The 25893-nt window shown below is 65.1% G+C and carries 20 protein-coding genes; 10 read left to right on the plus strand and 10 right to left on the minus strand.

Features of this window, described 5'->3' with window-relative positions:
* The first annotated feature begins 34 nt into the window (after positions 1-34).
* On the plus strand, positions 35-1576 hold the full coding sequence (locus AC25Y4_RS16050; protein WP_488121437.1) for an MFS transporter: 1542 nt from the start codon (positions 35-37) through the stop codon (positions 1574-1576).
* 143 nt (positions 1577-1719) lie between these two features.
* Entirely contained in the window at positions 1720-2991 is a 1272-nt protein-coding gene (locus tag AC25Y4_RS16055) for an MFS transporter (RefSeq protein WP_488121438.1), read from the plus strand.
* A 98-nt stretch (positions 2992-3089) separates the two neighbouring features.
* Here AC25Y4_RS16055 and AC25Y4_RS16060 read toward each other — a convergent pair whose 3' ends face one another.
* Positions 3090-4613, minus strand: a complete 1524-nt coding sequence (locus AC25Y4_RS16060; protein ID WP_488121439.1) for a S8 family serine peptidase — start codon at positions 4611-4613, stop codon at positions 3090-3092.
* Positions 4614-5195: 582 nt separating this feature from the next.
* Between AC25Y4_RS16060 and AC25Y4_RS16065 the strand changes: the two genes are divergently transcribed.
* Positions 5196-5609, plus strand: a complete 414-nt coding sequence (locus AC25Y4_RS16065; protein ID WP_488121440.1) for an ankyrin repeat domain-containing protein — start codon at positions 5196-5198, stop codon at positions 5607-5609.
* Positions 5610-5721: 112 nt separating this feature from the next.
* On the opposite strand, the gene AC25Y4_RS16070 is transcribed toward AC25Y4_RS16065, so the two are convergent.
* A complete protein-coding gene (locus tag AC25Y4_RS16070) occupies positions 5722-7800 on the minus strand; it encodes a molybdopterin-binding protein (protein WP_488121441.1) in 2079 nt (692 codons plus the stop codon).
* Between the two features lie 152 nt (positions 7801-7952).
* On the opposite strand from AC25Y4_RS16070, the gene fdhD reads away from it, so the two are divergent.
* Positions 7953-8840 (plus strand): formate dehydrogenase accessory sulfurtransferase FdhD, encoded by an 888-nt coding sequence (gene fdhD, locus AC25Y4_RS16075; protein ID WP_488121442.1) that lies wholly within the window; start codon positions 7953-7955, stop codon positions 8838-8840.
* 77 nt (positions 8841-8917) lie between these two features.
* Here the strand turns inward: fdhD and AC25Y4_RS16080 are convergent, their stop codons facing one another.
* A complete protein-coding gene (locus AC25Y4_RS16080; RefSeq protein WP_488121443.1) occupies positions 8918-10309 on the minus strand; it encodes an ATP-binding protein in 1392 nt (463 codons plus the stop codon).
* 77 nt (positions 10310-10386) lie between these two features.
* A complete protein-coding gene (locus AC25Y4_RS16085; RefSeq protein ID WP_488121444.1) occupies positions 10387-12501 on the minus strand; it encodes a BspA family leucine-rich repeat surface protein in 2115 nt (704 codons plus the stop codon).
* Positions 12502-12627: 126 nt separating this feature from the next.
* On the opposite strand from AC25Y4_RS16085, the gene AC25Y4_RS16090 reads away from it, so the two are divergent.
* A complete protein-coding gene (locus AC25Y4_RS16090) occupies positions 12628-13221 on the plus strand; it encodes a gamma carbonic anhydrase family protein (RefSeq protein ID WP_488121445.1) in 594 nt (197 codons plus the stop codon).
* 109 nt (positions 13222-13330) lie between these two features.
* Positions 13331-15757 (plus strand): HAD-IC family P-type ATPase, encoded by a 2427-nt coding sequence (locus AC25Y4_RS16095; RefSeq protein ID WP_488121446.1) that lies wholly within the window; start codon positions 13331-13333, stop codon positions 15755-15757.
* Here AC25Y4_RS16095 and AC25Y4_RS16100 read toward each other — a convergent pair.
* The 3 genes from AC25Y4_RS16100 to AC25Y4_RS16110 all read right to left on the minus strand — a co-directional run bounded on the left by AC25Y4_RS16100 (position 15738) and on the right by AC25Y4_RS16110 (position 19151).
* Complete coding sequence (locus AC25Y4_RS16100) at positions 15738-18104, minus strand: arylsulfatase (RefSeq protein ID WP_488121447.1); 2367 nt, start codon at positions 18102-18104, stop codon at positions 15738-15740. The genes AC25Y4_RS16095 and AC25Y4_RS16100 overlap by 20 nt on opposite strands.
* A 16-nt stretch (positions 18105-18120) precedes the next feature.
* Positions 18121-18522 carry a DUF7144 family membrane protein gene (locus AC25Y4_RS16105; protein WP_488121448.1) on the minus strand — a complete coding sequence of 134 codons (402 nt, stop codon included), beginning with the start codon at positions 18520-18522 and terminating at the stop codon, positions 18121-18123.
* 146 nt (positions 18523-18668) lie between these two features.
* A complete protein-coding gene (locus tag AC25Y4_RS16110; RefSeq protein WP_488121449.1) occupies positions 18669-19151 on the minus strand; it encodes an NINE protein in 483 nt (160 codons plus the stop codon).
* 99 nt (positions 19152-19250) lie between these two features.
* On the opposite strand from AC25Y4_RS16110, the gene AC25Y4_RS16115 reads away from it, so the two are divergent.
* On the plus strand, positions 19251-19907 hold the full coding sequence (locus AC25Y4_RS16115) for a pyridoxine/pyridoxamine 5'-phosphate oxidase (RefSeq protein WP_488121450.1): 657 nt from the start codon (positions 19251-19253) through the stop codon (positions 19905-19907).
* A gap of 68 nt (positions 19908-19975) precedes the next feature.
* Here the strand turns inward: AC25Y4_RS16115 and AC25Y4_RS16120 are convergent, their stop codons facing one another.
* The gene (locus AC25Y4_RS16120; RefSeq protein WP_488121451.1) at positions 19976-20914 is read right to left on the minus strand and encodes an NAD(P)/FAD-dependent oxidoreductase; all 939 of its coding nucleotides are present in this window, start codon (positions 20912-20914) and stop codon (positions 19976-19978) included.
* Positions 20915-20964: 50 nt separating this feature from the next.
* On the opposite strand from AC25Y4_RS16120, the gene AC25Y4_RS16125 reads away from it, so the two are divergent.
* The gene (locus AC25Y4_RS16125; RefSeq protein WP_488121452.1) at positions 20965-21555 is read left to right on the plus strand and encodes a helix-turn-helix domain-containing protein; all 591 of its coding nucleotides are present in this window, start codon (positions 20965-20967) and stop codon (positions 21553-21555) included.
* 29 nt (positions 21556-21584) lie between these two features.
* Here AC25Y4_RS16125 and AC25Y4_RS16130 read toward each other — a convergent pair whose 3' ends face one another.
* Positions 21585-22160, minus strand: a complete 576-nt coding sequence (locus AC25Y4_RS16130) for a TetR/AcrR family transcriptional regulator (protein WP_488121453.1) — start codon at positions 22158-22160, stop codon at positions 21585-21587.
* A gap of 123 nt (positions 22161-22283) precedes the next feature.
* Between AC25Y4_RS16130 and AC25Y4_RS16135 the strand changes: the two genes are divergently transcribed.
* The gene (locus AC25Y4_RS16135; protein ID WP_488121454.1) at positions 22284-23042 is read left to right on the plus strand and encodes a CPBP family intramembrane glutamic endopeptidase; all 759 of its coding nucleotides are present in this window, start codon (positions 22284-22286) and stop codon (positions 23040-23042) included.
* A gap of 114 nt (positions 23043-23156) precedes the next feature.
* Here the strand turns inward: AC25Y4_RS16135 and AC25Y4_RS16140 are convergent, their stop codons facing one another.
* Entirely contained in the window at positions 23157-25025 is a 1869-nt protein-coding gene (locus AC25Y4_RS16140) for a DEAD/DEAH box helicase (protein WP_488121455.1), read from the minus strand.
* Between the two features lie 181 nt (positions 25026-25206).
* On the opposite strand from AC25Y4_RS16140, the gene AC25Y4_RS16145 reads away from it, so the two are divergent.
* Positions 25207-25860, plus strand: coding sequence for an IMPACT family protein (locus AC25Y4_RS16145; protein WP_488121456.1), 654 nt, complete (start codon positions 25207-25209; stop codon positions 25858-25860).
* Positions 25861-25893 lie beyond the last annotated feature (33 nt).

The raw sequence follows: 25893 nt of genomic DNA on the forward strand, positions 1-25893 counted from the left end.
TCCGGAACTCCAGAGTATCGCATATAGTCGGCTCATGCCTCAGACTTCTCTCATTTCCTCGGCTGCAGCTACTGCACCTTCGCCGTCATCCAGGCGCTGGTGGACGCTCTCCGTTGTCGCCCTTGCCCAGCTGATGGTTGTGCTCGATTCGACGGTGGTGAACATTGCGTTGCCGTCTGCCCAGGCCGACCTTGGCTTCACGGACGGCCAGCGCCAATGGATCGTCACCGCGTACTCCCTGGCGTTCGGCAGCCTGCTGCTGCTCGGCGGGCGTCTCTCCGACCTGATGGGTCGCAAGCGAACGTTCATCATCGGCCTTGTCGGGTTCGCGGGGGCATCCGCTCTCGGCGGTGCTGCGGGCACGTTCGAGATGCTCGTCGGCGCGCGTGCCCTGCAGGGCGCGTTCGGTGCGTTGCTCGCTCCGACAGCGCTTGCCGTGCTGACGACGACGTTCACCATTCCTAAGGAGCGCGCTCGCGCCTTCGGCGTGTTCGGCGCGATCGCCGGTGCAGGGGGAGCCATCGGTCTTCTCCTCGGCGGCTATCTGACGGAGTATTTCGACTGGCGCTGGAATCTCTACATCAACGTCGTCATCGCGGCTATCGCCGTCGTCGGCGCCGTGATCTTCGTGACGAGCGTGCAGCGCAGCGGGCCCCGCCCCAAACTGGATGTTCCCGGAACCGCGCTGGTGTCCGGAGCCCTGTTCGGCCTGGTCTTCGGCTTCTCGAACGCGGAAACGGATGGCTGGGATTCGCCGCTCACCTGGGGGATGCTCGCCGCCTCAGCCGTGCTGCTGATCGCGTTCGTGCTCTGGCAGCGGCGGGCACGGCATCCGTTGCTCCCGCTGTCGATCGTGCTCGATCGCAATCGTGGTGCTGCATACAGCTCAGTGCTGATCGCCGGGGCCGCGATGTTCGGAATCTTCCTGTTCGTCACCTACTACCTGCAGGCATCGCTGGGTTATTCGCCCATGCAGACCGGGCTCTCGTTCCTCCCGATGATCGCGATGCTGGTTCTGGCGGCCCAGCTGTCGACGAATATCTTCGTACCGCGGTTCGGGCCGAAGATCATGGTTCCCGTCGGGATGTCCCTTGGCGTGATCGGGATGGTCTATCTGACTCGCCTGGGTCTCGACAGCACCTATGCAGCCAACATCCTGCCGCCGCTGATGATCCTCGGCTTCGCTATGGGAACGATCATGCCCGCGTCCATCCAGACCGCAACGCTCGGTGTCGACGGACACTTCGCCGGTGTCGCTTCCGCGATGGTCAACACCAGCCAACAGATCGGCGGATCGATCGGAACCGCCCTGCTGAACACGCTGGCGGCAACCGCGGCGACCAACTACCTCGCGACGCATGTTCCTCCGTCGGCGACGGTCGCTGCAGAGGCGGCGATCCAGAGCTACGCCACCGCGTACTGGTGGTGCGCCGGGTTCTTCGCGTTCGGTGCCGTGCTGGCGGCGCTGCTCTTCCGTCGCCTCGGTCACGGGCTCTCGCTCTCCCACAGCGCGCCGCCGGCATCCGCTTCTGTCGCCGACGAGATGGCGACTGTTCCGACTGTCCCTACCCATTAGGCCGGCTCGCTCCTGACAGGCGCGGATGGCTGGTGCGTTCGCCAGCCGTCCGCGCTCTGGCGATCCGCGCTCTAGCAATCCCCGCCCGGCGGGTCGATGATTGCTGATATGTGCAGCTGGAGCGTAAGGATCGGTCGCGGGGGATGAACCCGGCGTCGCGGCGGGTGCAGCGCATCTACCTCACCCTGATGCTGGGCAATACCCTGGCGGCCTCGCTGATCTGGGGCATCAACACGCTGTTCCTGCTCGATGCCGGCCTGACGAACTTCGAGGCGTTTGCCGCCAACGCCTTCTTCACCGCCGGCATGGTGATCTTCGAGATTCCCACCGGCGTTGTCGCGGACACCGTGGGGCGGAAGATGTCATTCCTGCTCGGCACCATCACCCTGGCCGTCACCACCGCGTTGTATTGGGCGCTGTGGCTCTGGCACGCGTCCTTCGGCTGGTGGGCTCTCGTGTCTGTGCTGCTGGGTCTCGGCTTCACCTTTTTCTCCGGTGCAGTGGATGCCTGGCTCGTCGACGCGCTGACGGCGACGCGTTATAGCGGCAGCCTGGAGACGATCTTCGGCCGCGGGCTGGTCGTGACAGGTGTCGCGATGTTCGTCGGCTCTGTCCTCGGCGGGGTGATTGCGCAGGCGACCAACCTGGGGGTTCCGTTCCTCCTGCGAGCCGGGGTGCTGATCGTCATGTTCGTGTTCGCGTTGTTCGTGATGAAAGACCTCGGTTTCACGCCGGATCGCTCGATGGGGCCGATCAAGGCCACTCGAAACGTGCTGAGCGAGTCGATCGAACACGGGCTCAAGAAGCGGTCGGTGCGGTACGTCATCCTCTCGGCGCCCTTTGCCTCCGGGGTCGGCATCTATGCCTTCTACGCCCTGCAGCCGTACCTGCTCGAGCTGTACGGCGACGAATCGGCCTACTCCGTAGCGGGGCTCGCGGCCGCCATCCTGTCGTTGGCGCAGGTGGCCGGTGGCGTGCTCGCGCCGCGCATCCGTGGCCTGTTTGCCAAGCGGACGACCACGGTGATCGGGGCGTCGCTCACCAGCATCGCGGTACTCATCTTGCTCGGAATCAACAGCCTCTTCTGGCTCGCGACGGTGTTGCTGGTGGTCTGGGGCTTCGTGTTCGCCGTCGCAGGGCCGGTGCGGCAGGCCTACCTCAACGACATGATCCCGTCGAAGCAGCGCGCAACGGTGCTGTCGTTCGACTCGCTGTTCGGCAGCCTCGGCGGGGTGTTCATCCAGCCGGCGCTCGGCCGCTCTGCGGACCTCTGGGGCTACGGCACGTCGCTGGTGATCGGTGGTGTTGTTGAACTCATCGGCATCCCGTTCCTGCTGGCCAGCAGGAAGCAGCGCGACGTTGCCGACAGGATTCAGACGAGCGAAGAGGCGTCACCGTCGGCGCCGGCTGCCTGAGCGGCGGATGCTGTGCCTGCTCCACGTCTGCACCTGACTGCACATAAAGAGGGGGCGTGCCGGCTGGTGCCGACACGCCCCCTCCCATCCGTTTTAGATCAGTTCACTGCCTTGAGTGCGTTGACGAGTCCGTCGCCGAAGAAGCTGTTGTCGGCGGTGGTGCCGGTGCACTGCGCCACGCCAACCGGGCAGGCAACGTCGGTGGCCTGGCCGTAGAGCACGTCGGCGAGCTTCAGGCCGGAGTACTCAGGGTGCGCAGACTTCAGCAGCGCTGCAACGCCGGCCACGTGTGGGGAGGCCATCGATGTACCAGAGGAGGTGCCGTATCCGTTCCCAGGAATCGTGGAGAGGATCGACGAACCGGGAGCGGCGATGTCGATGGAGTTGAGCCCGTAGTTCGAGAAGCTCGAGCGAGCGCCGGTCGACGTCGTGGAGGAGACGGTGACGACACCATCGAGCTCAGCGGGGATGTCGGCGCACCCGGCGGACACATCGCGCGTGGTCGGCACGGTGTCGTTGGGGCTGCCGGTGTCGACCGTCTTGTTGGCAAGGTCGATGTTCGAGTTGCCCGCAGCGGCGACGTTCAGCACGCCCATCTTCTGGGAGTACTGCACGGCGCGGTCGACGGCCGTCTTCACGGCAGCCTGGTCAGCGTTGTTGTCGCACCAGAACTCCCACGGGTCGATGTAGTAGCTGTTGTTCGTGACATCCGCATCGGTTGCGGCGGCGTGCATGAAGCCACAGATGGCCGACTCGGCGTAGATGAACCCGTCGTCGTTGACCACCTTGACGGCCGAGATGCGAACGTTCGGGGCGACGCCGACAATGCCAACGCCGTTGCGGGCAGCGGCGATTGTGCCTGCCACATGGGTGCCGTGCGAGCTGTTTGTGGGCTGCCATGACGCGTAGCTGCTGTCGGCCACGCCGCTCAGGCAGCTTGCCGATGCGGCGACGTCGATGTTCGCCGCCAGGTCGGGGTGATCGGCCTGGATACCGGAGTCGATGACCGCAACGAGCACGTCGCGGCTGCCATCGGTGATCTCATGCGCCTTGTCGGCACCGATCGCCGTCATGTCCCATTGGCGGCTCTCCGACGGGTCGGGGACGACGCTGACGAGGGCTTCGACACCGGCATCCTTTGCCTGGCTAGCGGCCTGTTCGGCGGCAGCGTCGGTGGCCGCGCGGCCGTGGCCTGATTCGCCGGGGGCCAGCGGGTCGCTCACGCCGAACGTCGCGTCGGTCTCGCTCACAGCTGCCGTGCGGGTGGCACCGACGGACTCCACGGCTTTCTCTGTGGCAACCATCTGGGAGAACACAGCGTTGCTGGACTGCGCGATGACCACGCCGATCTCAGCGTATGACTCGATGACAGCTCCACCGGCAGCCTCGACCGCACGCTCAACCTTGAGCGTCTGGCCGCGGTTGGCCTTGGTGACGTTGACGGCGTAGTTCATGAGCGGGCCGGGAACCGGCTGGATGACCGGCGGCTTGCCTTTCGATTCCGGCGCGGCGTTCGCGACGCTTGGCACGAGAACTGTTGCACAGAGTGCGGCGGTCAATGCGACGCCGGCAGCGAGACCGCGCCTGCGGTTGGGGTGTGTACGAGTGGGGGGAGTGAACATCGTGCTCCTGATCCTGGGCGGCTGACCCGCTGTGAAACGGGCCGGGACGGTATTAGGAGGCTAGGGACGCACAGCGGATGCGACCAGTCGACATTTAAGGGGACACTCAACATCCGCCCCGAAAACCCTCAGGAAGTGTCACCCTCGCTGGTCGAGGAGCGAGCGCCAGCGAGCGTCTCGAGACCTCCGCACCTCGCACCCCCGTGCCCCGCCGGCCGACGCAACTCCAGGCGGAGTTTTTGCAACACGCCGCGTGTAACGGGCGCCTTCCCGCGGCGTTTCGCATTTTCTCCGCCTGAACTCACCTGCTGGTCGAGGAGCGAGCGCCAGCGAGCGTCTCGAGACCCACGTAACCGTTCTCGTGGGCCCCGGATTCGACCTCGAACTTCCGGACGCGGAACGGACATCCGCTCGCCGAGTGTCGCTGTTTCGACCGAGAGTCGCCGTTGCAACAGCGATTCTCGGCGCTAACGGCGATTCTCAGCGACTAGAAGGACTGCCGAGCTCGCCGCGATGCCTCGACCGACAGGGGATTGCGCCCTCAGCACGACTGCGCGTGCGAAACCATTGAATAATGGATTCATGACGAATGACACACCAGGACTGCCCGGCGACAACCTCAGCGCCCAGGTCGTTGAGGGAGTCTTCGACCTCGCCCGCGAAGGAGAGACCAGTCAGCTGGGCGAGATGATCGACGCTGGCGTGCCGATCGACACCCGCAACGGCCGTGGCGACACGCTCCTGATCGTGGCCGCGTACCAGCAGAACGCCGACACGGTCGCCGACCTGCTGCGTCGCGGTGCAGACACCTCAGTCGTGAACGGGATGGGGCAGACAGCGATCTCGTGTGCCGTATTCCGCGACGACGAACAGATCCTGCGTGCGTTGCTGGATGCCGGCGCCGATCCGAGCCTCGGCTCCCACTCCGGCCTGCAGATTGCCGACCAGTTCGGCATGCCGCACATGCGCGAGGTCATCGAGTCGTACGGCGCCTAAGCGTCGAGCAACCCGAGCAGCCGAGTCAGCCGAGCAACCCGAGAGCCCAGCAGCGCAGCAGACCAGCACCGATCCGCGCATATTCGCACTGAACCCAACGGCAACGCCGCGCCTACATCCATGGCAGGGCGATCGCCCAGGCGTGATCACCGGCAACGAGTCCGTGCTCTGTCACTTCAATGACCCCCTGAGCGTCGGCGAGGCCGCGCATCATCGCTGAGCCGCGCCAGGCGCTCGGATGCGCGTGCGAACTGACCACGGTGTACGGAACGAGAATGGTGGTTCCCCGCCGGCCGACGAGGTCACTGTCCACGACGACCTCGTGCAGCTCGCGCTGGACACGGCCGGATGCCGCGCGCACCATGGGCTCCACCACGGTCAGGAGCCCGATCATGGCAGCGAGCGGGTTACCGGGGAGACAGGCCACGAGGCAACCGTTAGGCGCCTCGGCGAGCAGCGTCGGACCACCTGGGCGCATGCTGATGCCATCGAACAGCATCTGAGCGCCGATCTCATGAAGTGCGCCGCGCAGGTGGTCGGCCGATGAATGCCCCGTGCCACCCGTGGTGATCACCACCTGTGCATCGGCGATGCTCGCGCGCAGGGTGGTCACAGTGCTGGCGAGCGTGTCTGCAGCTCGCCGTTGCCCGAGTACCTCGGCACCCATCAGGCGCAGCAGCCCGGGAAACTGCGGCCCGAAGCCATCTCGCACCCTGCCGGCTGACGGAACTCCTGATTCCTCGACTTCGTCACCGGTGAACACGAACCTCACCCGTGGACGCCGCGTCACGCTCAGTTCGTCATACCCGGCCAACGCGGCAACCGCGATATGCGCGGGGTTGAGCAGGGCACCCGTCGCAATGATGACCTCACCTCGGCGCGTTTCCTCTCCGGTTGGCCGAATGTGCTGGCCGTCAAACGGTTCTCCTGGCCGAGCATCCTCGCTCACCCGCAGGCGAGCGGATGCCGGCCCAGCGCCCACCCGGTCACCGTCGGTCGCGGGGTCGACTGTGCCGAGCTCGCTCCGGAGCACCGCCGTCGCGCCCCGCGGCACGAGGCCGCCCGTCACGATGGGTGCGGCCGTGCCCGACTCCAGCCCATCTGCATCGACGTCGCTCGCGGCGACGATGCTCCACGGCCCGTGGCCAGCAACCGCCCAGCCGTCCATCGCGGCAGAGGGGTAGTGCGGCACGTCCTGCGGAGCGGTGAGGTCGGCGGAGAGCACCCGGCCGCACGCGTCGGGCAGCGGCACAGATTCTGCATCGTTCGGCGCAAGCGTTTCAGCCGCCAGCCGTCTTGCGTCCCGCCAACTCAGTGGATCTGGTGGCGTTCCCGTTCCCGATTCCGATCCCGATCCCGCTCCCGGCCCTGGTCGTGGTCCTAATCCTGATCCCGTTCCTGATCCGGACATGGCGCTGGGCCCGGATTCCGGCGCCCTGCGGGGCGAGTGCCCTCCGTTATCGGGGAGTCCGGAGACGTCCGGCGGCAGGGCGATGCCATAGGCGCTGGCCTGTTCCCAGGTGTCGATATCGGCGGTGGCATGGGCCGGCAGCTCCAGCTCGGTGAGGGCGAGCGGCGCGAGCAACCGCCTGACCGACAGGTTCTCCAACGATCCAGACGCCCTGGCCAGTTCAACCGCGCGCAGGAGGGCCGCGCCGCGGTACAGGCCGACGAGAAACTGCCGTTGGCCATGCTCATCGATGGCGATGACGCCGGCGCTCTCCTCCGCGAGGGTGCGGGTTGCCGCGTCGAGCAGTGGGGTGACGGCATCCGCTACGCCCGGCATGTCGCAGGCGAGCACCACGACGAAGGCGGGAAGCCCGGCGCCCGTCGCCACCAGCGCGTCGAGCCCAGCCGCAATGGCTGCAGCTGGTCCGGAGAATGGCGGATCTTCGCGCGTCACGAGAACGGATGCCGGGATGTCAGCAGACTCGGCGGCCAGAGCCACGGCACCTGGAGCCCCGGCGCCTGGGGGCGAGGTACCCGAGGACACAGCGCCTGGAACCACGGCGCCGGCAGCCACGGCGCCCGGCACGGTCACATCCCCGACGATGACGACCTGCTGCGCCGCCGACACCGCAGCGAGAGTGCGGGCGAGGAGTGTCTGACCGTTGACGAGCAGGCCCGACTTGGCCACTCCGCCCAGACGGCTGGAGCGGCCGCCCGCGAGCACGATGGCGGCTACGTACATGCGAGCAACCTTAGAGCGTGTCGCGGCTGTGCGCGCGGGGGCGTCCAGCTGCGCCGATCACACGGGCTACGTAGCTGCGCGTGGGTCATGGGCGAAAACACGGAGCCAGGTGGCTCATTGTGCCCATGCACGCCGGATGCTAAGCATGAACCATGGGCAGGGTAACGGTACGACGCCGAGTCACTCGAATCACCGTGGGGTCGCCACCCACGCGCCGCGACGACGTGCTCGCAGCCGAGGAGCCGCTTGAGATCCGCGTCGGCGGCAGGGCGATGGCCATCACCATGCGCACCCCAGGACACGACTTCGAGCTTGCGGCCGGGTTTCTCGTCTCCGAAGGGGTGATCTCCCGGCGCGACGACTTTGCGACAGCCCGCTACTGTGCCGGTGCGACGGTGGACGGCGAGAACACGTACAACGTCCTCGATGTGACGCTCGGCGCAGGAGTGCCAGCCCCAGACCCCAGTCTCGAACGCAACTTTTACACCACCAGTTCGTGTGGGCTGTGCGGCAAGGCCAGCATCGACGCCGTTCGCACGCTCTCACGGTTTCCGGTCGCCGACGATCCGGTGCGCGTGCCGGCAGCGTTGCTGGCGACCTTCCCCGATGCGCTGCGTGCCGGTCAGGACGTGTTCGAGAAGACCGGGGGACTGCATGCCGCCGGCCTCTTCGACGCTGCGACCGGCGAGCTGCTCGTGCTTCGGGAAGATGTCGGCCGCCACAACGCTGTCGACAAAGTCATCGGGTGGGCCGTCACGAACGACAGGGTGCCCCTGCGGGGAATGGTGCTGATGGTGTCTGGCCGCGCCAGCTTCGAGCTGGCCCAGAAAGCGTCGATGGCCGGCATCCCGATTCTTGCCGCTGTATCGGCACCGTCGTCTCTGGCGGTCGAACTCGGCACAGAGATCGGCCTGACCATTGTCGGCTTCCTGCGCGGGCCATCAATGGTCGTGTACAGCAAAGTAGAGCGGATCGCCGCAGAGTCGCCGACCGGCAGCGAACCGGTCGCCGAGGAGACCGCAACGATCTCAGCCAGCTAGATCGAGGCCCACCACGTCCCGACCGCCCAGCACATCGCGGCCTAGCACCGCCAGCCGTCTCAACCAGCGTGCGCTCCTCAACGAAGCGGAACCCCCACGTCAGCCCCACCCTCCTGGGTGAGCCGCGCACCAATTTTCACCATGGTGGGAGTCGGCACAAATCCACCGGCGAACAGGGCCTCGCCCTGCCGGAAACTAGGCGAGCGCGCCAGCATGGCGCCGGGAACGAATCCGAAGATCGTCCCGAGCTCAGCCAGGTCGACCGGCGACGTCATCTTCATGAGGGCCAGGTTGTCGCACTGCGAGACGATGCTCGGGTGCACGCGGGACGGACGCTGGGTCGAGAGCAGCAGCCAGAGGCCGAACTTCCGTCCCTCAGCGGCGATCTGGATGATCCGCTCGCGTACCGCAATGTGAAGCGGGCTGTCCTGGTCGGGGGAACAGAGGTTGTGCGCCTCGTCGATCACGAGCAGCACTGGACGTCGCTGTTCGCGCTTCTCCCACAGGTCATCGAGCACGGCCATCGCCACGACCAGCGACTCATCGGGGTAGGAGAAGCCGCCGAGGTCGAGCACAGTTGCGTCTGGACGCGTCTCGATGATGTCGGTGACCGCGTCGTACTGCCCCCCGGCCCAGACTGACCAATCCGTCACCGTGAGGTTCTCAATGCGGGCGGCGAGTGCGACGGCGGCCGGAGTGCCCCGTTCGCGAAGGTGTAGCACGATGTTCTCCTGGGTTAGCGCCCCCTGCGTCTCCTCCAGATGCAAGAGCTCGTTGTATTCGGCGTTGTCGAGCAGCGGATCCAGGCGAAGGACGGCTCCTCTCGCCCGCAATGGCAGATCAGTGAACCGCACCCGGAGTGACTGCGGGTTGGGCGACGAGGGGCGAAGAACCCGGATGTCCCTGCTCGCCAGCACCGCGCCGGCTGCGCTCGCCGTGCCGCGGTCATTGAGTTCACCCAGGCGCACGAAGTCGGCGTTGGGATCGAAGATCACGATGGGCAGGCCGGTGTCGATGAGGAGTTGCTCAAGTACGACACCGAGCGCGTAGGTCTTTCCCGAGCCGCTCTGCCCGCACCAGAAGGTGTGACGGTTGAATCGGTGGGGGAGCAGGCGCGCTGGTACGTCATCCGCCCCCAGATACGTGCCGATCTCCATGGTCGCTTTCACGCTGGCGTGCAGGATCTCGATGGTGTCGGCATCCGCGTGGCTCAGCACCGCATCGGTGAAGGCGAAAGATTGAAGGCCGTCGAATGTGCCGGCCGACAGCGAGCCGAGCACCCGGCCGAAGCCACTCAACGCCCCGTCAGGAGTGAACGAGACGTCGTCGACCTGCCCTACCTGCGAGAGGCCGTCGCGCGAGCGGAGCGTGACGACGTCTCCGGCGCGCGACGCGGACGTGGTCGGTGCCGTGAACTGGAAGTACCGTCCGTCTGGCGAGAATGCGGTACCAATGTCCGTGGATTCCATCGATCGTCTCCGTTTCGACTCGGTGACACGATGTTAGGACCGGCAGACGTCCCGCGGGAAGAGCGCCGGCACACTCGCTACCGGGTGCGGAACTGCGGGAGATTCGACGTCGACAGCGCTGAGCCCGTGCTGAAGTCCCGGCTGTCCGTCACCTTCTGCACATTCCACCCGCGGAGATTCCGGTCGAACGCGGTGGCGCCGGCAAACATTTCGCGCATCGAGGCCACTCGTGCAACGTTCCACGAGCTGAGCCCCTGATTCTGTGCTTTCGCGCCCGCGAACATCCGTGTCATGTCGGTGACGCGCGACACGTCCCACGTGGCCAGCGGCTGGTTGAACGTTGCTGCACCGTCGAACATCGACGCCATCGTGGTGACGGCAGACGTGTTCCAGGTGCTCAGCGTCTGGGTGAAGGTTGTCGCGCCGGCGAACATCCGCTCCATGTTGGTGACAGCGGATGTCTTCCACTCCTTCACCGGATGGTTGAAGCGCGTCGCGCCCTCAAACATGCCGGCGAACGTCGTCGCAGAGCCCGTGTTCCACGACCCGATCGGCTGGTGGAAGGCAACGGCGCCCGTGAACATGGCAGAGAAATCGGTGACTCGCTCGGTGTTCCAGCCGCCGATCGGTTGGTTGAAGGCTGTCGCGCCGGCGAACATGCCAGACATGTCGGTGACGTGGCTGACATCCCACCCCACCACCGAACGGTTGAATGCGGTTGCGCCGTCGAACATGTGGCTGGTGTTCGTCACGGCACCGAGGCGCCAGGCAGCGACATCCGCCGCAAACGTGGTGTTGCCAGCCAGCAGCCAGCTCATGTCGGTGATGGTCGGGGCGAACTCAGCAATGTCGGTGAGGCGTGTGGCACCGGCGAAGCCGTGCGCCGCGCTCGTGGTCTCGGTGGCTCCCCACCGCGTCACGCTGGTGATGCACGCGGCGCTCCACCCGGATGCTCCGCCCCACTCGGAAAACGAGCCGTCGACGGTGATGGTGCGGTGACCGGATGCTGCGGCGTACGTATGCGACGGACGCTCGCCGACAATCGGCTCCGTCGTGCCGTCGCCCCAATCGATCGTCGCGTTGATCGTGCCGTGCACGGGAACGGTGATCGTCTCGCACCCGGCTGCTCCGACGTTCCATTCGGTGATCATCGCTGTCGGAGACGTGCTCGTACCGGAGATGTCTGAGTTTCGTGCCAGTTCGAGCGCGATCTCATTCCACCACTGACCAGCCACCGGCCCACCACCGCAGGTGCCGTCTGAGGCGCCGATCGTCTTGATCCACAGGCTCGCGTCCTGGTTCTCCCATTGCACGGCGCCTGGTACTGCGCCGAGGGCACGGTCGCGGCTGTTGCACCAGTCACCGCCAACGGACCCGACGCCGTTCCTTGACGTGTCAATGACGTAGTGCGCGCCGCCAAGCAGCGCGGAGAGCTCATCGGCGTACGCTCTCGATTCGACATCCCATTTGTGGTTGGAGACGTTCACGGCGAAACCGCGGACGTTCTCGATTCCCACCGCCTCGAGCCGGCCGGCCATGACAGCGGCCCCTCCAGGAACGTTCGATGATGCGGCGTCGATGTACACCGTCCCGCCGGCAGCGGCGAGTTTCTCTGCGGCGTAGCGCAGGTGCGCCAGCCTGTCGCCCTCCAGGTCTGGACAGCGGCCCAGCTGCAGGAGTGCATCCGGTTCGAGGATGACGGCCAGGCGCTTCCCGGCGATGCCCGCCGCGATTTCATCAATCCACGGTTCGTAGTCGCCGAACGAGAATCCGCCAGCTGAATAGCCGGTGCAGGATCGACCAGGGATTGCATACACAACGAGCACGCCGGTCTGCCCTGTGTCGATGGCGGCCTGCGCGTAGTCAGCGACCACCTGGGTGGGGTGCCCAGCGGAATCCCATTCGCCGATCCATTTCGACCCTGCATAAGCGCTGATCTTGTCGAGCTGGGCAGCGTCTTCATAGCGGCCGTCGGCGCGGGCCGACTTCGCGGCCGCCACCGATGGGTACGACGGGTCTTGATATGGCGGGTAGTCAGCGAAGACGTTGTCGTGTGCCGGTGACGGCTGATCCGTCTGTTCCTCGCTGGTCGCAGACGACGGCTGCATCGTCGCGATGATGGCGCGGGCAGAGAGCACCACTACCGGCACGAGAATAACCACCGCCAGGGCAATTACGACACCACGTTTCACTAAATCATCTCCGAGCCTGGCAGGTGTCGCGCCGGTATCGCGAGGTTTGCATCCCTCATGTCTATCGGACTCTGCCGGGCAGCGGTAAGCGCCGAGGGTTCCTCAGCCGGTGCCTATGCTGAACTCATGCTGATTGAACACCGCGGATGCCAGCCCACTGTTGCGTCTTCTGCCTGGGTCGCATCCACGGCCGTTCTCAGTGGGGCTGTGGTGATCGGCGAGGGCGCCCGCGTGCTCCATGGCGCCATCCTGAGCGCCGAGGATGGAGCGATCCATATCGGCAAGAACACCGTTGTGATGGAACACGCGGTCATTCGCGGACGCGTCGGGCACACCGTGCGCATCGGCGACGCAGTGATGATTGGACCGCACACGCACATCAACGGAGCGACGGTGGGTGACGGGGCGTTCATCGCAACCGGAGCGTCATTGTTCCCTGGCTCGATCGTAGGAGCCGGTGCCGAAGTGCGGATCAACGCGGTCGTTCAGGTCAACACGACGGTGGCGGAGTCGGCGGTCGTACCGATCGGGTGGGTCGCCGTTGGAGCCCCAGCGCAGCTCTTCTCCCCGGATCGACATGAGGAGATCTGGGCGATCCAGCGCACCCTCGATTTTGTCGGCACCGTTTATGGGGCTGGTCCTGACGCCACCATGGCTGACCTCATGGAAAAACAATCGAACTTCTACGGACATCATCTGGGCGACCGCGAACTCTCCTGAGGCGCAACGCTTCACTGTAGGGTCGTCGGTGCGTCTACGTGCTGGTTTGATACGGATGTGACTCCGTTGGGTTGGGTGCTGACTCGCCTGCCGCGGATGGCGATCGCGAATGGAGGAGACCGTGTCTCACGTCACCGGTCTTGACGACGCCGCGGTCGCCGAACGTGTGAGTCAGGGTCTCACGAACGCGTTCACGCAGCCGACGAGTCGGAGCCTCTGGAGCATCGTCCGCGAGAATCTCTTCACCCTGTTCAACGCCATCATCCTGTCGTGCTTTGTGATCCTTCTCGCCGTCGGGCGCTGGCAGGACGCGCTATTCGGGGTGAGCGCTCTCGCCAACACGGTGATCGGCACGACACAGGAGTATCGCGCGAAGCGCACGCTCGACCGTATCTCTGTGCTCAACGCGCCGAACGCCCGTGTGCTCAGAGGCGCGGAGGAACGCACGATCGACGTCGCCCAGGTGGTCATGGACGATGTGATCGTCCTGCGCCAGGGCGATCAGGTTCCAGCGGATGCCGTGATACTCAGCGCCGACGACCTCGAAGTCGACGAGTCCATGCTCACGGGGGAGTCCGAACCCGTCGATAAGGCGGACGACGACCGCGTGTTCTCCGGATCGGTGGTGGTCGCGGGTGAGGGGCGCGCACGGGTGGATCGGGTGGGGGCGCAATCATTCGCCAACACCCTCTCCAGCCAGGCGAAGCAGTTCTCACTGGTCACGTCTGAATTGCGCTCATCGATCGACCGCGTCTTGCGGTGGGTCGCCTGGGTCATCGGGCCGATCACCCTCCTGGTCTTGAACGCCCAGGTCATGGTGCTCGGCGGCTGGACCTACGTCTTATCCACCGGCGTCTGGGTCGACGCGACAGTGTCGACAATCGCCGCCGTCGTCGCCATGGTGCCGCTCGGCCTCGTCTTGATGACAAGCATCACCTTTGCCGTCGGAGCTGTAAAGCTCGCGCGCGAACAGGTGCTGGTTCAGGAGCTTGCCGCCGTCGAAGTCCTGGCGCGCGTCGACCTGATCTGCCTCGACAAAACCGGCACGCTCACCCAGGGCGACATCAGCTTCGATGCCGCGTGGCCGCTTGCAGAACGCGAGGGGTGGGAGCAGGCGCTCGCGTGGTTCGGTGCCCAGCCCGACGCCAACATGACGGCGCGCAGCCTGCGCGCCACGTTCACGCAGCCGCCGTCCGCTGCACCCATCAGCACTGTTCGGTTCAGCTCCGCCCGCAAGTGGAGCGCCGTCACGTTCGACGACGGCATGTGGATTCTGGGCGGGCCGGAGATGGTGTTCACCAACCGCACCCCGACGGATGCGGGGGAGCAGCGGCTCGCCCAGCGCGCCGCAGAGCTCGCGGCGGCTGGAAACCGGACTCTTGTGCTGGCTCACGGCACCCCGACGAATGATGTCACCGTCCCCGCCGACGCCGTTCCGATTGCTCTGTTGACCTTTCGGGAAAGCATCCGCTCTGATGCCGCGGAGACGCTCCGCTACTTCGCAGAACAGGAGGTCAGCGTTCGCATCATCTCGGGCGACAACCCGCGTACCGTCGCGGCAATCGCACGCGACGTCGGCCTCGACACCCCCGACGGCTACGACGCCCGCAACCTGCCAGACGACCAGGACGAGCTGGCGCGTGTGCTCGAGGACAACATCGTCTTCGGCAGGGTCACCCCAGAGCAGAAGAAGCGCATCGTGCTCGCACTGAAATCGGCCGGCCATACGGTGGCGATGACGGGAGACGGTGTCAACGATGCGCTCGCCATCAAGGAAGCGGATATCGGCATTGCGATGAACTCAGGAGCGGATGCGACCAAGGCCGTCGCCCGGCTCATTCTGCTCGACGGAAAGTTCTCTCATCTGCCGGCAGTAGTGGCCGAGGGGCGCCAGATCATCGCGAACATCGAGCGGGTATCCATGTTGTTCCTCACGAAGACGGCGTACGCAACTCTGCTCGCCGTCATCTTCGGCGTCCTGGTGCTGCCATTCCCGTTCCTGCCACGACAACTCTCGGCGATCGACGGGCTCACCATCGGCATCCCCGCGTTCTTCCTGGCGCTGTTGCCCAACACCCAGCGCTACTACCCTGGCTTCCTCAGACGATCACTGACCTTCGCGGTCCCGGCGGGCATTGTGGTGGCTGTCGGCCTCAGCGTTTTTGCTCTCATCTCGGTGAACACGGGAACGTCGATAGCTGAGATCCGCACCGGTACGACGCTGCTTCTCACCGTCATCGGACTGTGGATTCTCGTGGTGTTGTCACGGCCAGTCACCCTGTTCAAAGCTGTCATCATCGCTGCCATGGTGATCGGGCTGGTGCTCATCTTTGTGGTGCCCCTCATTGCGAACTTCCTGCAGCTCGTTCACCTCTCGACGCAGACCCAGGTTCTCGTGGCCAGCGTTGCGGCGGCATCCGTTGCCCTGATCGAGGTCGTGCGCTTCGTGCACAGGCGCGTGGCGCGAGAAGACCGCGCCAGCCGAGTGCGGGCGCGGTCCCTCACGAACGGCAGGCCTACTGCCGGGCCATCGTGATGCGGAATTGCTCTTCTGGGTCGATGAAGTGGTCGTGGTCATCGTCGCCGAGGTCGATCTGAACCCAGCCGATCTTGCCCGTTAAGCGACTGCGTGCCGGCGTGTAGTCGGCGGAGACCGCGGTGCCGGATTCGTAGCCGACATCGGTCGTCTCATCGGCAGAGAAGATCATGGCCTGGGTGGCGCCGACGCGGCCAGACCCGACAAGCGTGCCGTCGTAATACAGCGTGACGTCCCCGCCCTTGCCCAGGCCTCCGCCGTCATAGGCGAACTCCATCCGCACCTGATGCTTGCCGGCAGGGATCGCTTTCTCAGCTTCCGTTGCAAACTCCTGGATGCCGAGAACGTTGTAGACGAATTTCGCCTTCCCCTCTGTGGCGTAGAGGCTCCACCCGCCAAAACGGCCGCCCTGGGCAATGATCACGCCCTCAGCTCCGCCCTCTGGCACAGTGATCTCCGCCGTCACCGAGAACGACTTGTTCTTAATGCTCACCACGCTGTTCTCCGACAAACGGCCCATGCCGGCGAACAGCAATTGGGTGTTCCCCCTGATGAGCGTTGGTCGACCCGCGACCTCCGGAGTTGCGCGTTCCACCCCGCGGTCATCGATCGGAAGCACGTTGTACTTGGTTGCTTCAATGAGCCAGAGCCGCTGCAGCTGCGCGAGCCGTTCCGGATTCTCTGCGGCCAGGTCTCGGGCCTGACTGAAGTCGGAATGACCGTCGTAGAGCTCCCACACGTCGTCGTCGAATGCCGGGAGCTTTCCGCCGACCATCACCCACGGAGTGCGGTGCTTGGTGACGGCGCTCCAGCCCTTGTAGTACAAGCCACGGTTGCCGAACATCTCGAAATACTGCAGGTCATGCCGCTCGACGGCCTCCTTGTCGTCGAAGCTGTACAGCATGCTGGTGCCCTCCATCGGGGACTGCTGCACGCCGTTGACCATTGTCGGTTCTGGAAGTCCCGCTGCCTCAAGAACGGTGGGGGCGATGTCGATGACGTGAGTGAACTGCGAGCGCAGCCCGCCCTTTTCTGTGATCCCGTTCGGCCAGCTCACGATCGTGCCGTTTCGGGTACCGCCCCAGTGCGATGCGACCTGCTTGGTCCACTGGAACGGGGTGTCCATCGCCCACGCCCAGCCAACCGCATAGTGGTTGTACGAGGTCGGGCTCCCGAGTTCATCTATTTTGGATGCCATGAACTCCGGTGTTTCAAGCGCGGCCATTCCGTTGAAGTTGGCCATTTCATTGAACGCTCCATTGAGCGTTCCCTCTGCTGAGGCGCCGTTGTCACCGACGATGTAGTAGATGAGCGTGTCATCGAGAATGCCGAGGTCTGTGATCGTGTCGATCACGCGGCCGATCTGGTAGTCGGTGTGCTCCATGAACCCGGCATACACCTCCATTTCACGCTCAAGCACGGGCTTCAACTCGGCGGGCATCTCATCCCAGGCGGGAATCTCCGCGTGGCGCGGGGTGAGTTCTGCGTCAGCCGGGATCACCCCGAGCTCCTTCTGCCTGGCGAACGTGCGCTCACGCAGCGAATCCCAGCCATCGGCGAATGCGCCAGCGTACTTGTCGGCCCATTCCTTGGGAACGTGGTGCGGCGCGTGGGTTGCGCCTGGGGCGAAATAGACGAAGAAGGGCTTGTCGGGCATGAGGGCCTTCTGCGTGCGCATCCAGTTGGTGGCGTGGTCGGCGAGGTCCTCTGTCAGGTGATAGCCCTCCTCGGGGGTCGCCGGCGGTTCGACAGGTGTCGTTCCGTCGTAGAGCGCCGGATCCCACTGGTTGTTCTCGCCGCCGATGAAGCCGTAGAACGTTTCGAATCCGCCGCCGGCTGACGGCCATGCGTCAAACGGACCCATGGGGGAGGACTGCCAGACCGGCACCTCGTGGCATTTGCCGAACTGGGCGGTGGAATACCCGTTCAGTTTCAGGGTCATCGCCAGCGGCGCCTTCGTGTTCGGGCGCACAGAGCTGTTTCCCGGCGCAGAGGTCGCTGTCTCAGTGATGCTGCCCATGCCGACGGAGTGGTGATTGCGGCCGGTGAGCAGCGCTTGTCGGGTGGGGGCGCAGAGCGCTGTGGTGTGGAACCGGTTGTAGCTGAGACCGCCGGCGGCGAGTTTCTCGGCGTTGGGGGTCGCGCAGGGCCCGCCGAACGCGCTCGAGGCACCAAAGCCCGCATCATCGATGAGGATGACGAGCACGTTGGGCGCACCGGCCGGTGGGCGGAGGGGCTCGATCGGCGGGTAGTGAGTGTCGGGATCCTTAGCGTCATAGGTCGTGAGACCAGGCGCTGGTCGGTCAGGAATCGGCAGCATGGAGCGCGCGTGGCGATCAGGATTCATGTCAGGTTCTTCCCGGCTAGATGTCGGACTCGAGTTCACGGCCGTGGGCCGTGAGCGCATAAATGACGAGGATGTCAACGGCGATGATGATCAACGCCCACCATGGCTGCACCGGGATGAGAAGCAGCTGCGCGATCGCGCTCAGAGAAGCGAGGATGATCGCGATGACGCGTGCCCACATCGCTCCGGTGAGGAGCGCGGCTCCCGTGGCGATGAGCAGAATGCCGATGATGAGCGACCACCACCCCCACCCATCGAGATCCAGGATGAAGAGAGCGCCCCCGCCAGTCGCGAAGTAGCGGTCGGGGGCCAAAATCGCCACGATTCCGTGCATCAAACTGAATGCGCCATTCAGGAGCAGGATGACGGCCGCGAACCGACCCCAGCCCACCCAGCCCGTTTGCTTGACTGTGCTCATTTCTCTGTCCTCCACCTGCCTGTGCGTCGGCGTTGCGTCGTGAATGCGTCGCACACCGTAGCGCGGGCTGGTGGAGTCGGCGTCATCCTATTCGGATGAAGTGCGTGTGGCTGATGAAGTCGGTGTGGCTGATGAAGTCGGTGCGGTTAGTGCGGCACCATGTCATACCAGCGATCGAACCCGGCCTGCAGCGCGGTGGAGATACTGGAGAAGATAATCGACACGGCGATTCCGACAGCGGTGACGATCCAGGCGACCTTCTTGTTCTCTTCGTAGCCGACGAGCGGTCGGCCTTGCTTGTCATGCTGGCTCCCAGCCAAAACGAGGATCAGGTCGACAAGCCACCACACGCCGAGCCCGGAGAGCGTGATCAGTTTGAGTATGCCGGTGCCGATCTTGCCCAGATAGAAGCGATCGACAGCAATGAAGCCGAGTAGCCAGGCGAAGAGCCAGGTAGCCACGAACGACTTCTGTGGCGTACCAGCGGTCGATTCACCCGGGCGGGCGGCGTGGCCGGCCCGTGGTGACGTGTGCTCCGTCCACTGGGTGCCGTCCCAGTAACGCCACAGTGCTGCGTTGAATGGGTCGGTGTACCATCCGGCGGGGGGAAGATGCGAAGTGTCAGACATGTGAACCTCCCAGGGTGGGACTACCCCGAGGCACGAGGTTTACCCACGTTGCGGCTAGCCCCGACTGTAGTCGCCTACGGCGTGTGCGACTATCAAGAAATGACGGATTTGCGAGCAGAACTGAGCGCTGTGAAGAGCCTGGTTGGAACCGCGCCAGCCTTTGATGTGGAGAGCATTCCAGCGGATCCCCTTGAGCTGTTCGTCGCCTGGTTCAGGGAAGCCGTTGCCGCTGGAGTGCCGGAGCCTCATGCGATGACGCTCTCCACCGTTGGGACCGACGGCATGCCAGATGCTCGAGTCCTGATACTGAAGGACGTGACGGATGACGGACTGTGGGCATTTGCGAGCGGACGAAACAGTGAGAAGGGGCGGCAGCTCCAGGCGCATCCGTCGGCCGCTCTGACGTTCTACTGGTCGCAACAGGTGCGATCAGTCCGTATTCGCGGGCGGGTCGAAGCCGCGCCGCAGGCCGAAAGCGCTAAGGACTTCCGTGAGCGTGGAACGACGGCCAAAGCGCTTGCGCTCGCTGGAACGCAAAGCGAGCCCTTCGGCGATGCCGCAGAGCGTCATGATTTGCTGGAGGCCGCCCGTGACCGCCTGGAGCGAGAGCCCGATCTGGCTGTCGGGGACTGGGTCGTGTGGCAGCTCCGGCCGGAGTCCATTGAGTTTTGGCAGGGTGACCAGAGTCGCAACCACCTTCGGGTGCACTACCAGCGTGGTGACGATGGATGGGCCTCGCGTCGCCTCTGGCCGTAGACGCCCCTGTCGGCATCCGCTGCATTCTTCAGACCCGGCTTGCCGCCGCCCTGCACCACAGTCTCAGGTCAGGCGCTGACCAGCCGAAGCGCAGCCTCGATGTCATCGGCGACGAGTGACATATTGAGCCCGGCCCCTGCCGTGACGCCCTCGGCGATCGCCGAGGCAACGGCCCCGGCCGGGTTCGTCACATTGCCGGCGGCGTAGACGCGATCGACGCTCGTCTTTCCCATTCGGTCGACTGCGATGAACGTGTCGAACGGCGCTTCCGCGCGCTCGACATCCAACCGTGCCAGAAAACCGTCGTTTGGAACGAAGACTCCAACCGTCGCAATGGCGTCGACGTCGATGACCCGCCCGCCGTCGACTTCGAGGCCCACCAGGATGTCATCCCGCACGATGACCTGCACGGCCGGCTCCGTCTCAATTGTGATCCCGCGCGCAACGAGCGCGGCTCGGTCGTCATCCGAGAGATCCCCGCCGCGGCTGCTGAAGTAGGTGATCCGGTCGCTCCACTGGCGGAGCAGTTGCGCGTGATGCACGCTGGCAGGGCTCGTGGCGATGACGCCGATCCGCTGGTCGCGCACCTCATAGCCGTGGCAGTACGGGCACTGGAACACATCCCTTCCCCAGCGAGCGTCAAGGCCACGGACATCCGGAAGCCGGTCGCTCAGCCCGGTGGTGATGAGCACCCGGCGAGCAATGAATCGCTCACCGCCCTCGGTGAGCACCGTCGCGTGCGTGTCGTCGATCGTCACGTCGCGCACAGTGCCCGGGTGGATCTCCACACCGTACTCGGCCACTTCCTTGCGTCCTCGGCTGAGCAACTCCGAGGGCGGCAATCCGTCATGACCCAGCACTCCGTGCATGTGTGCGGCGAAGCGGTTGCGCGGGTATCCGGCGTCGATCACGACGACGCGTCTGCGTGCGCGTCCCAGGGTCAGGGCCGCGCTCAGCCCTGCCGCTCCGCCACCGATGATTACGACGTCCCATGTGCTTGATTCCATGTCACCAACTTTGCGCATAGGATTACGAATGAGCAAATAGGTTTGCGGAAATGGCAACAGGAGGACCGGTGGATGCTGTGCTGGAGCAAGTCGGACCGCGTCTCCGTGCTGCCAGGGTCAAGCAGGGTCTCACCCTGGCGGAGCTCGCGACGAGAGCCGGGCTGTCGGTCAGTACCCTGTCTCGGTTGGAGAGTGGAAAGAGACAGGTGAACCTGGAACTGCTGCTGCCCATTGTGCGCGAGCTGCGTATCAGCCTCGACCAGTTGATCCCCGCCGCTGTTCCTGACCCGCGGGTACTCCAGAAGCCGGTCCGGCGTGATGGTGTTCAGTTCACGGCGCTGTCGCCGGCGAGTTCTCCGGCACACACGTACAAGATGGTCTTTCCCGCTCAGGAGCACCCGCCTGAACGCCGGGTGCACGACGGATACGACTGGATCTACGTCATTTCTGGCCGCCTTCGGCTGAGGCTTGCTGAACACGACCTCATCCTCGAGCCCGGGGAGGCGGCTGAGTTCGACACCCGCGTTCCGCACTCGCTGAATGGCGCGGGGCCAGGCTCAACCGAGATTCTGGGCATCTTCCATAAGGATGGCGTGCGCATCCATACCAAGGCGACGTCGGGTGCGGCCCACTCCGACTAGCTGCAGCTGCCTGGGCACCCGGCCAGCGCCTACGCCGACAGCAGCGCGCCGATCGTCTCTGAGACGAGTTCCTCCACCTCCGGAGCCGGCTGCGGGTCATAGAGGAGCTGCCCGGCCAGTCCCGCCGCGAAGGCCAGGATGGCACGGGAGAGGGAGAGGTCATCCAGCCGTGTGGTGAGCTCTCCCTCGGCCCTCCGCCAGGCGAAGAGCCGAACGAGCAGGGCACGAATAGCCTCATCCGACGCCGTCAAACGCTCCGCGATCGTCTGGTCGAACGGTGCCCGGTCAGCGAATGCGGCGCCAACGATCACGGCAGCGCGCCTCTCGGCGTCAAGCGGGAGGGTCGCGACGACGAGGCCGACCAGCCAGCGTTCGAGCGTCGGCTTCGCCGGTTCAGCGGATGCGACGCTCGTGACCTGTTCCTGCGCGCGTTCGAGCGTGGCCAGCAAGAGCGCACCCTTGGTGGCGAATGCCTTCTGCACGGCGCCAAGTGACCAGCCCGATTCGCTCGCCACCGCTCGGAAGGACAGCGCCGCAAGGCCGTCGCGCGCAACGATGCGGAGCGCGGCATCGGCAAACTCCGTCTGGCGGGGACTGCTCGTCATCTGTGCCTCCGAGAAATGTGCGGGGTGGATCGCGGCAAAAAACTGGGGGTTGCAGCGACGTGAATACAACTGTATCTTCTCAACTGCTGAATACAGTCGTATTCGCAGAATTTAGGAGTTCAGTTGTCTCACACGCGCAGCACGGCCAGGCCATACCTTCTGCTTGTTGGCATCACGCTTGGCCTCGTGGTTCTCATGGGACTGGTCGGCACCGTCTGCTACCTGATCGGTCTCGACGGATACGCGCCGCTCGCCTTCGGCTTCATCCCGGTCGCGATCGTCATCGCGGTCGTTCTCACCCGGCGTCGCGCCTGGGGAGCTGTCGGCTTCCGGCCCGTGCAACGGAACCGGACCGCGCTCGTCGCGATGGCACTGGCTGCCGCTCTGCCCCTGAGCGTGCTGGTCACCGCCGGCGGCGTGTCTGCGCGAGGCACGGAGATCCTCATGTTCGCGGGATTCGCGATCCTGGTGGCCTTCGTCGAAGAGACGCTGTATCGCGGTGTGCTGTACAACGCATTCCGTTCACGCAGCGCGCTCGTGTCTGTGCTCGTGCCATCGGTGGGGTTCGCCGTCGCGCACGTTGTGACGGCGTTGGCTCCCGATCAGGACTCCATGGCCATTGCCCGCACCGTGCTCTTCGCGCTGCTGTTCGGCATTGTGGCGTCGCTCGTCGTGCGACTCACCTCCAGCATCTGGCCGGCCATCGTGCTGCACGCCGTCTTCGACTTCGCCGGCTTCGTGCTGATCCCGCGCTCTGCCGCCACCGGTGACATTGTCAGCATTGTCGTGGCGCTCATCGTGGTCATCGCCCTCGCAGTGCTGGCGCGCCGTGTCGCACAGCCTTGCAGCAGCACGCTGGTCTCGGCGGCACCTGCCGCATAGGGCGCCCGGCGACAGGATGCCGCGCTGAACCGCCACGACGACAAAAAACCGCTCCCGGACAATCCCGGGAGCGGTTTCTGTGGTGCGCCTAGCTGCGAACCCTAGCTTCGAGCGCTAGTTGCGGTCGTACTCGCGACGCGGTGCGCGCTCGGTGCGCTCTGCACGCTCTGCGCGCTTCGGCCCACCGGTGGTGTCTGGCTGCATCTCAATGAGCTTGCCGCTGATGCGGGTGTTCTCCAGCTTGGAGAAGACGTCCTTCGGCATGTCGACGGGCAGCTCAACGAGCGAGAACTCAGGGAGGATCTGAATCGCTCCGAAGTCTTCGCGGCTCAGGCCACCTTCGTTCGCGAGCGCTCCAACGATCTGGCGCGGCTCGACCTTGTGGCGCTTGCCGACCTCGATGCGGTAGGAGGCCATGGGACGTGAGTGGTCGCGCGAGCGACGCTCAGGACGCTCGGCGCGCTCTGGGCGTCCACCACGGTCACCACGGTCACCGCGGTCTGAACCACGGTCGTTGCGGTCTCCCCAGCGGTCGTCGCGGCTGCGAGCCGGGCGGTCGTCGCGTGCTTCGCGCTGACGGTCGCGCTCTTCGCGGTCGACGCGCTGTGCGGCGCGTACGTCCTCAGCAGACAGCAGCAACGGGGTCTCACCCTGTGCGACGAGCGCGAGGGCTGCGGCCACATCGGCCTCAGGAACATCGTGGTGCTGGATGTAGTGATTGACGATGTCGCGGAACATGTCAAGGCGCTCGGACTGGCCGAGTGCCTCGGTGATCGCGTCATCGAAACGAGCCAGGCGGGTGACGTTCACGTCTTCGACGCTCGGCAGCTGCATCTGCGTCAGCGGCTGGCGGGTTGCCTTCTCAATAGCGGTGAGGAGGCGACGCTCGCGCGGCGTGACGAAGCTGATAGCAGCACCACTGCGGCCAGCGCGGCCGGTGCGGCCGATGCGGTGCACGTACGACTCGGTGTCGATCGGGATGTCGTAGTTGACGACGTGGCTGATGCGCTCGACGTCGAGGCCGCGAGCTGCGACATCCGTTGCGACCAGGATGTCGAGCTTGCCGTTCTTCAGCTGCTCGACGGTGCGCTCGCGCTGCACCTGGGGAACGTCACCGTTGATCGCGGCAGCAGAGTAGCCACGCGCACGCAGCTTCTCGGCGAGCGTCTCTGTCTCGTTCTTGGTGCGGGTGAAGACGATCATGCCCTCGAAGTTCTCCACCTCGAGGATGCGGGTCAGCGCATCGACCTTCTGCGGATACGACACCATCAGGTAGCGCTGGGTCGTGTTTGCAGAGGTCGTGGTCTTGTTCTTGACCGTGATCTCTTCTGGATCGTGCAGGTACTGCTTGGAGATGCGGCGGATCTGTGCCGGCATGGTTGCCGAGAACAGTGCGACCTGCTTGTCTTCTGGGGTGTCGGCGAGAATGGTTTCGACATCCTCGGCGAAGCCCATCTTGAGCATTTCGTCGGCTTCGTCGAGCACCAGGTACTTCAGCTGCGACAGGTCGAGCGTGCCCTTTTCGAGGTGGTCCATGATGCGGCCGGGCGTACCGACGACAATGTGGACTCCGCGACGGAGGGCCGACAGCTGAACGCCGTAGCCCTGTCCGCCGTAGACCGGCAGCACGTGGACGCCCTTCATGTGTGACGCGTACTTTTCGAACGCCTCACAGACCTGGAGTGCGAGTTCGCGTGTAGGCGCGAGCACGAGAGCCTGAGGGCTCTTCTGTGCCATGTCGAGGCGCGACAGGATCGGCAACGCGAACGCTGCAGTCTTGCCGGTTCCAGTCTGGGCGAGTCCTACGACATCGCGGCCAGACAGAAGGGGAGGAATAGTGGCGGCCTGAATGGCCGAGGGGGTCTCGTAGCCGACGTCTTTAAGCGCCTTCAATACTGCGTCGGAGAGCCCGAGTTCGGAGAAGGGCTTCGCTTCGCGGGCAGTTTCTGCCTCGCTCTGCGGGGATGTTTCGGGTGACGTCATCCTCTAACGGTAGCCGACGCAGGTGCGCGTATACCTCCTAATGACCAACATCACAACATATTCCCCGAAATAAGCACGAAACACCCCCTCTATTCGGGTGATTTTGGCCGAGATTCGCCGTCGAATCGGCCGGAGCGGTGGGGCCAGCACTCGGTGAGAGCGGATGCGCGAGACTGGGACGATGGCAGACCTGACACTTTCCGGTGAAATTGGCAGCCGGGTCGAGGCCGAAATCGAGATCAAGCGCTCACGGTTTCTGTGCCGGCTGGTGCGGGTGGACACAGAGGACGCCGCCCGTGCCGCGATCGACGACGCGCGCAAGGAACACTGGGCCGCGCGGCACCATTGCTCTGCCTTCGTGATCGGTCCGTCATCCGCCCCAGAACAGGTCCGACGCTCCAACGACGACGGCGAACCGTCAGGCACCGCTGGCCGACCCATGCTCGAAGCGCTCACCGGTCGCTCGTTCGTGGACTGCGTCGCGGTGGTCAGCCGCTATTTCGGGGGCACGCTCCTTGGCGCAGGGGGCCTGGTTCGGGCGTACTCCGAGGCCGTCCTCACGGCGATCGACACCGCGCAGGCTGACGGGCTGGTGGTGGCGCGAGAGCGGCGGGAACTCTTCACGCTCTCACTCGGCCACGCGGATGCCGGTCGTATCGAGTCAGAGTTGCGACAGCGTGGCGTGCTGGTGCTCGGCACGGAGTACGGCAGCGACGCCGTGCTCCAGTTGGCCACAGCGGATGCCGGCCAGCTGGCCACGATCGTCGCCGGCGTCACGGCCGGGGGAGCGTCGCTCGAGGCCGCCGGGTACGAGTGGATCGACGTCCCGGCGTAGGTTCGTGCCGCGGTGAGTGGCGCTCACTCACAC

The sequence above is a fragment of the Leifsonia sp. Y878 genome (genome assembly GCF_057669685.1).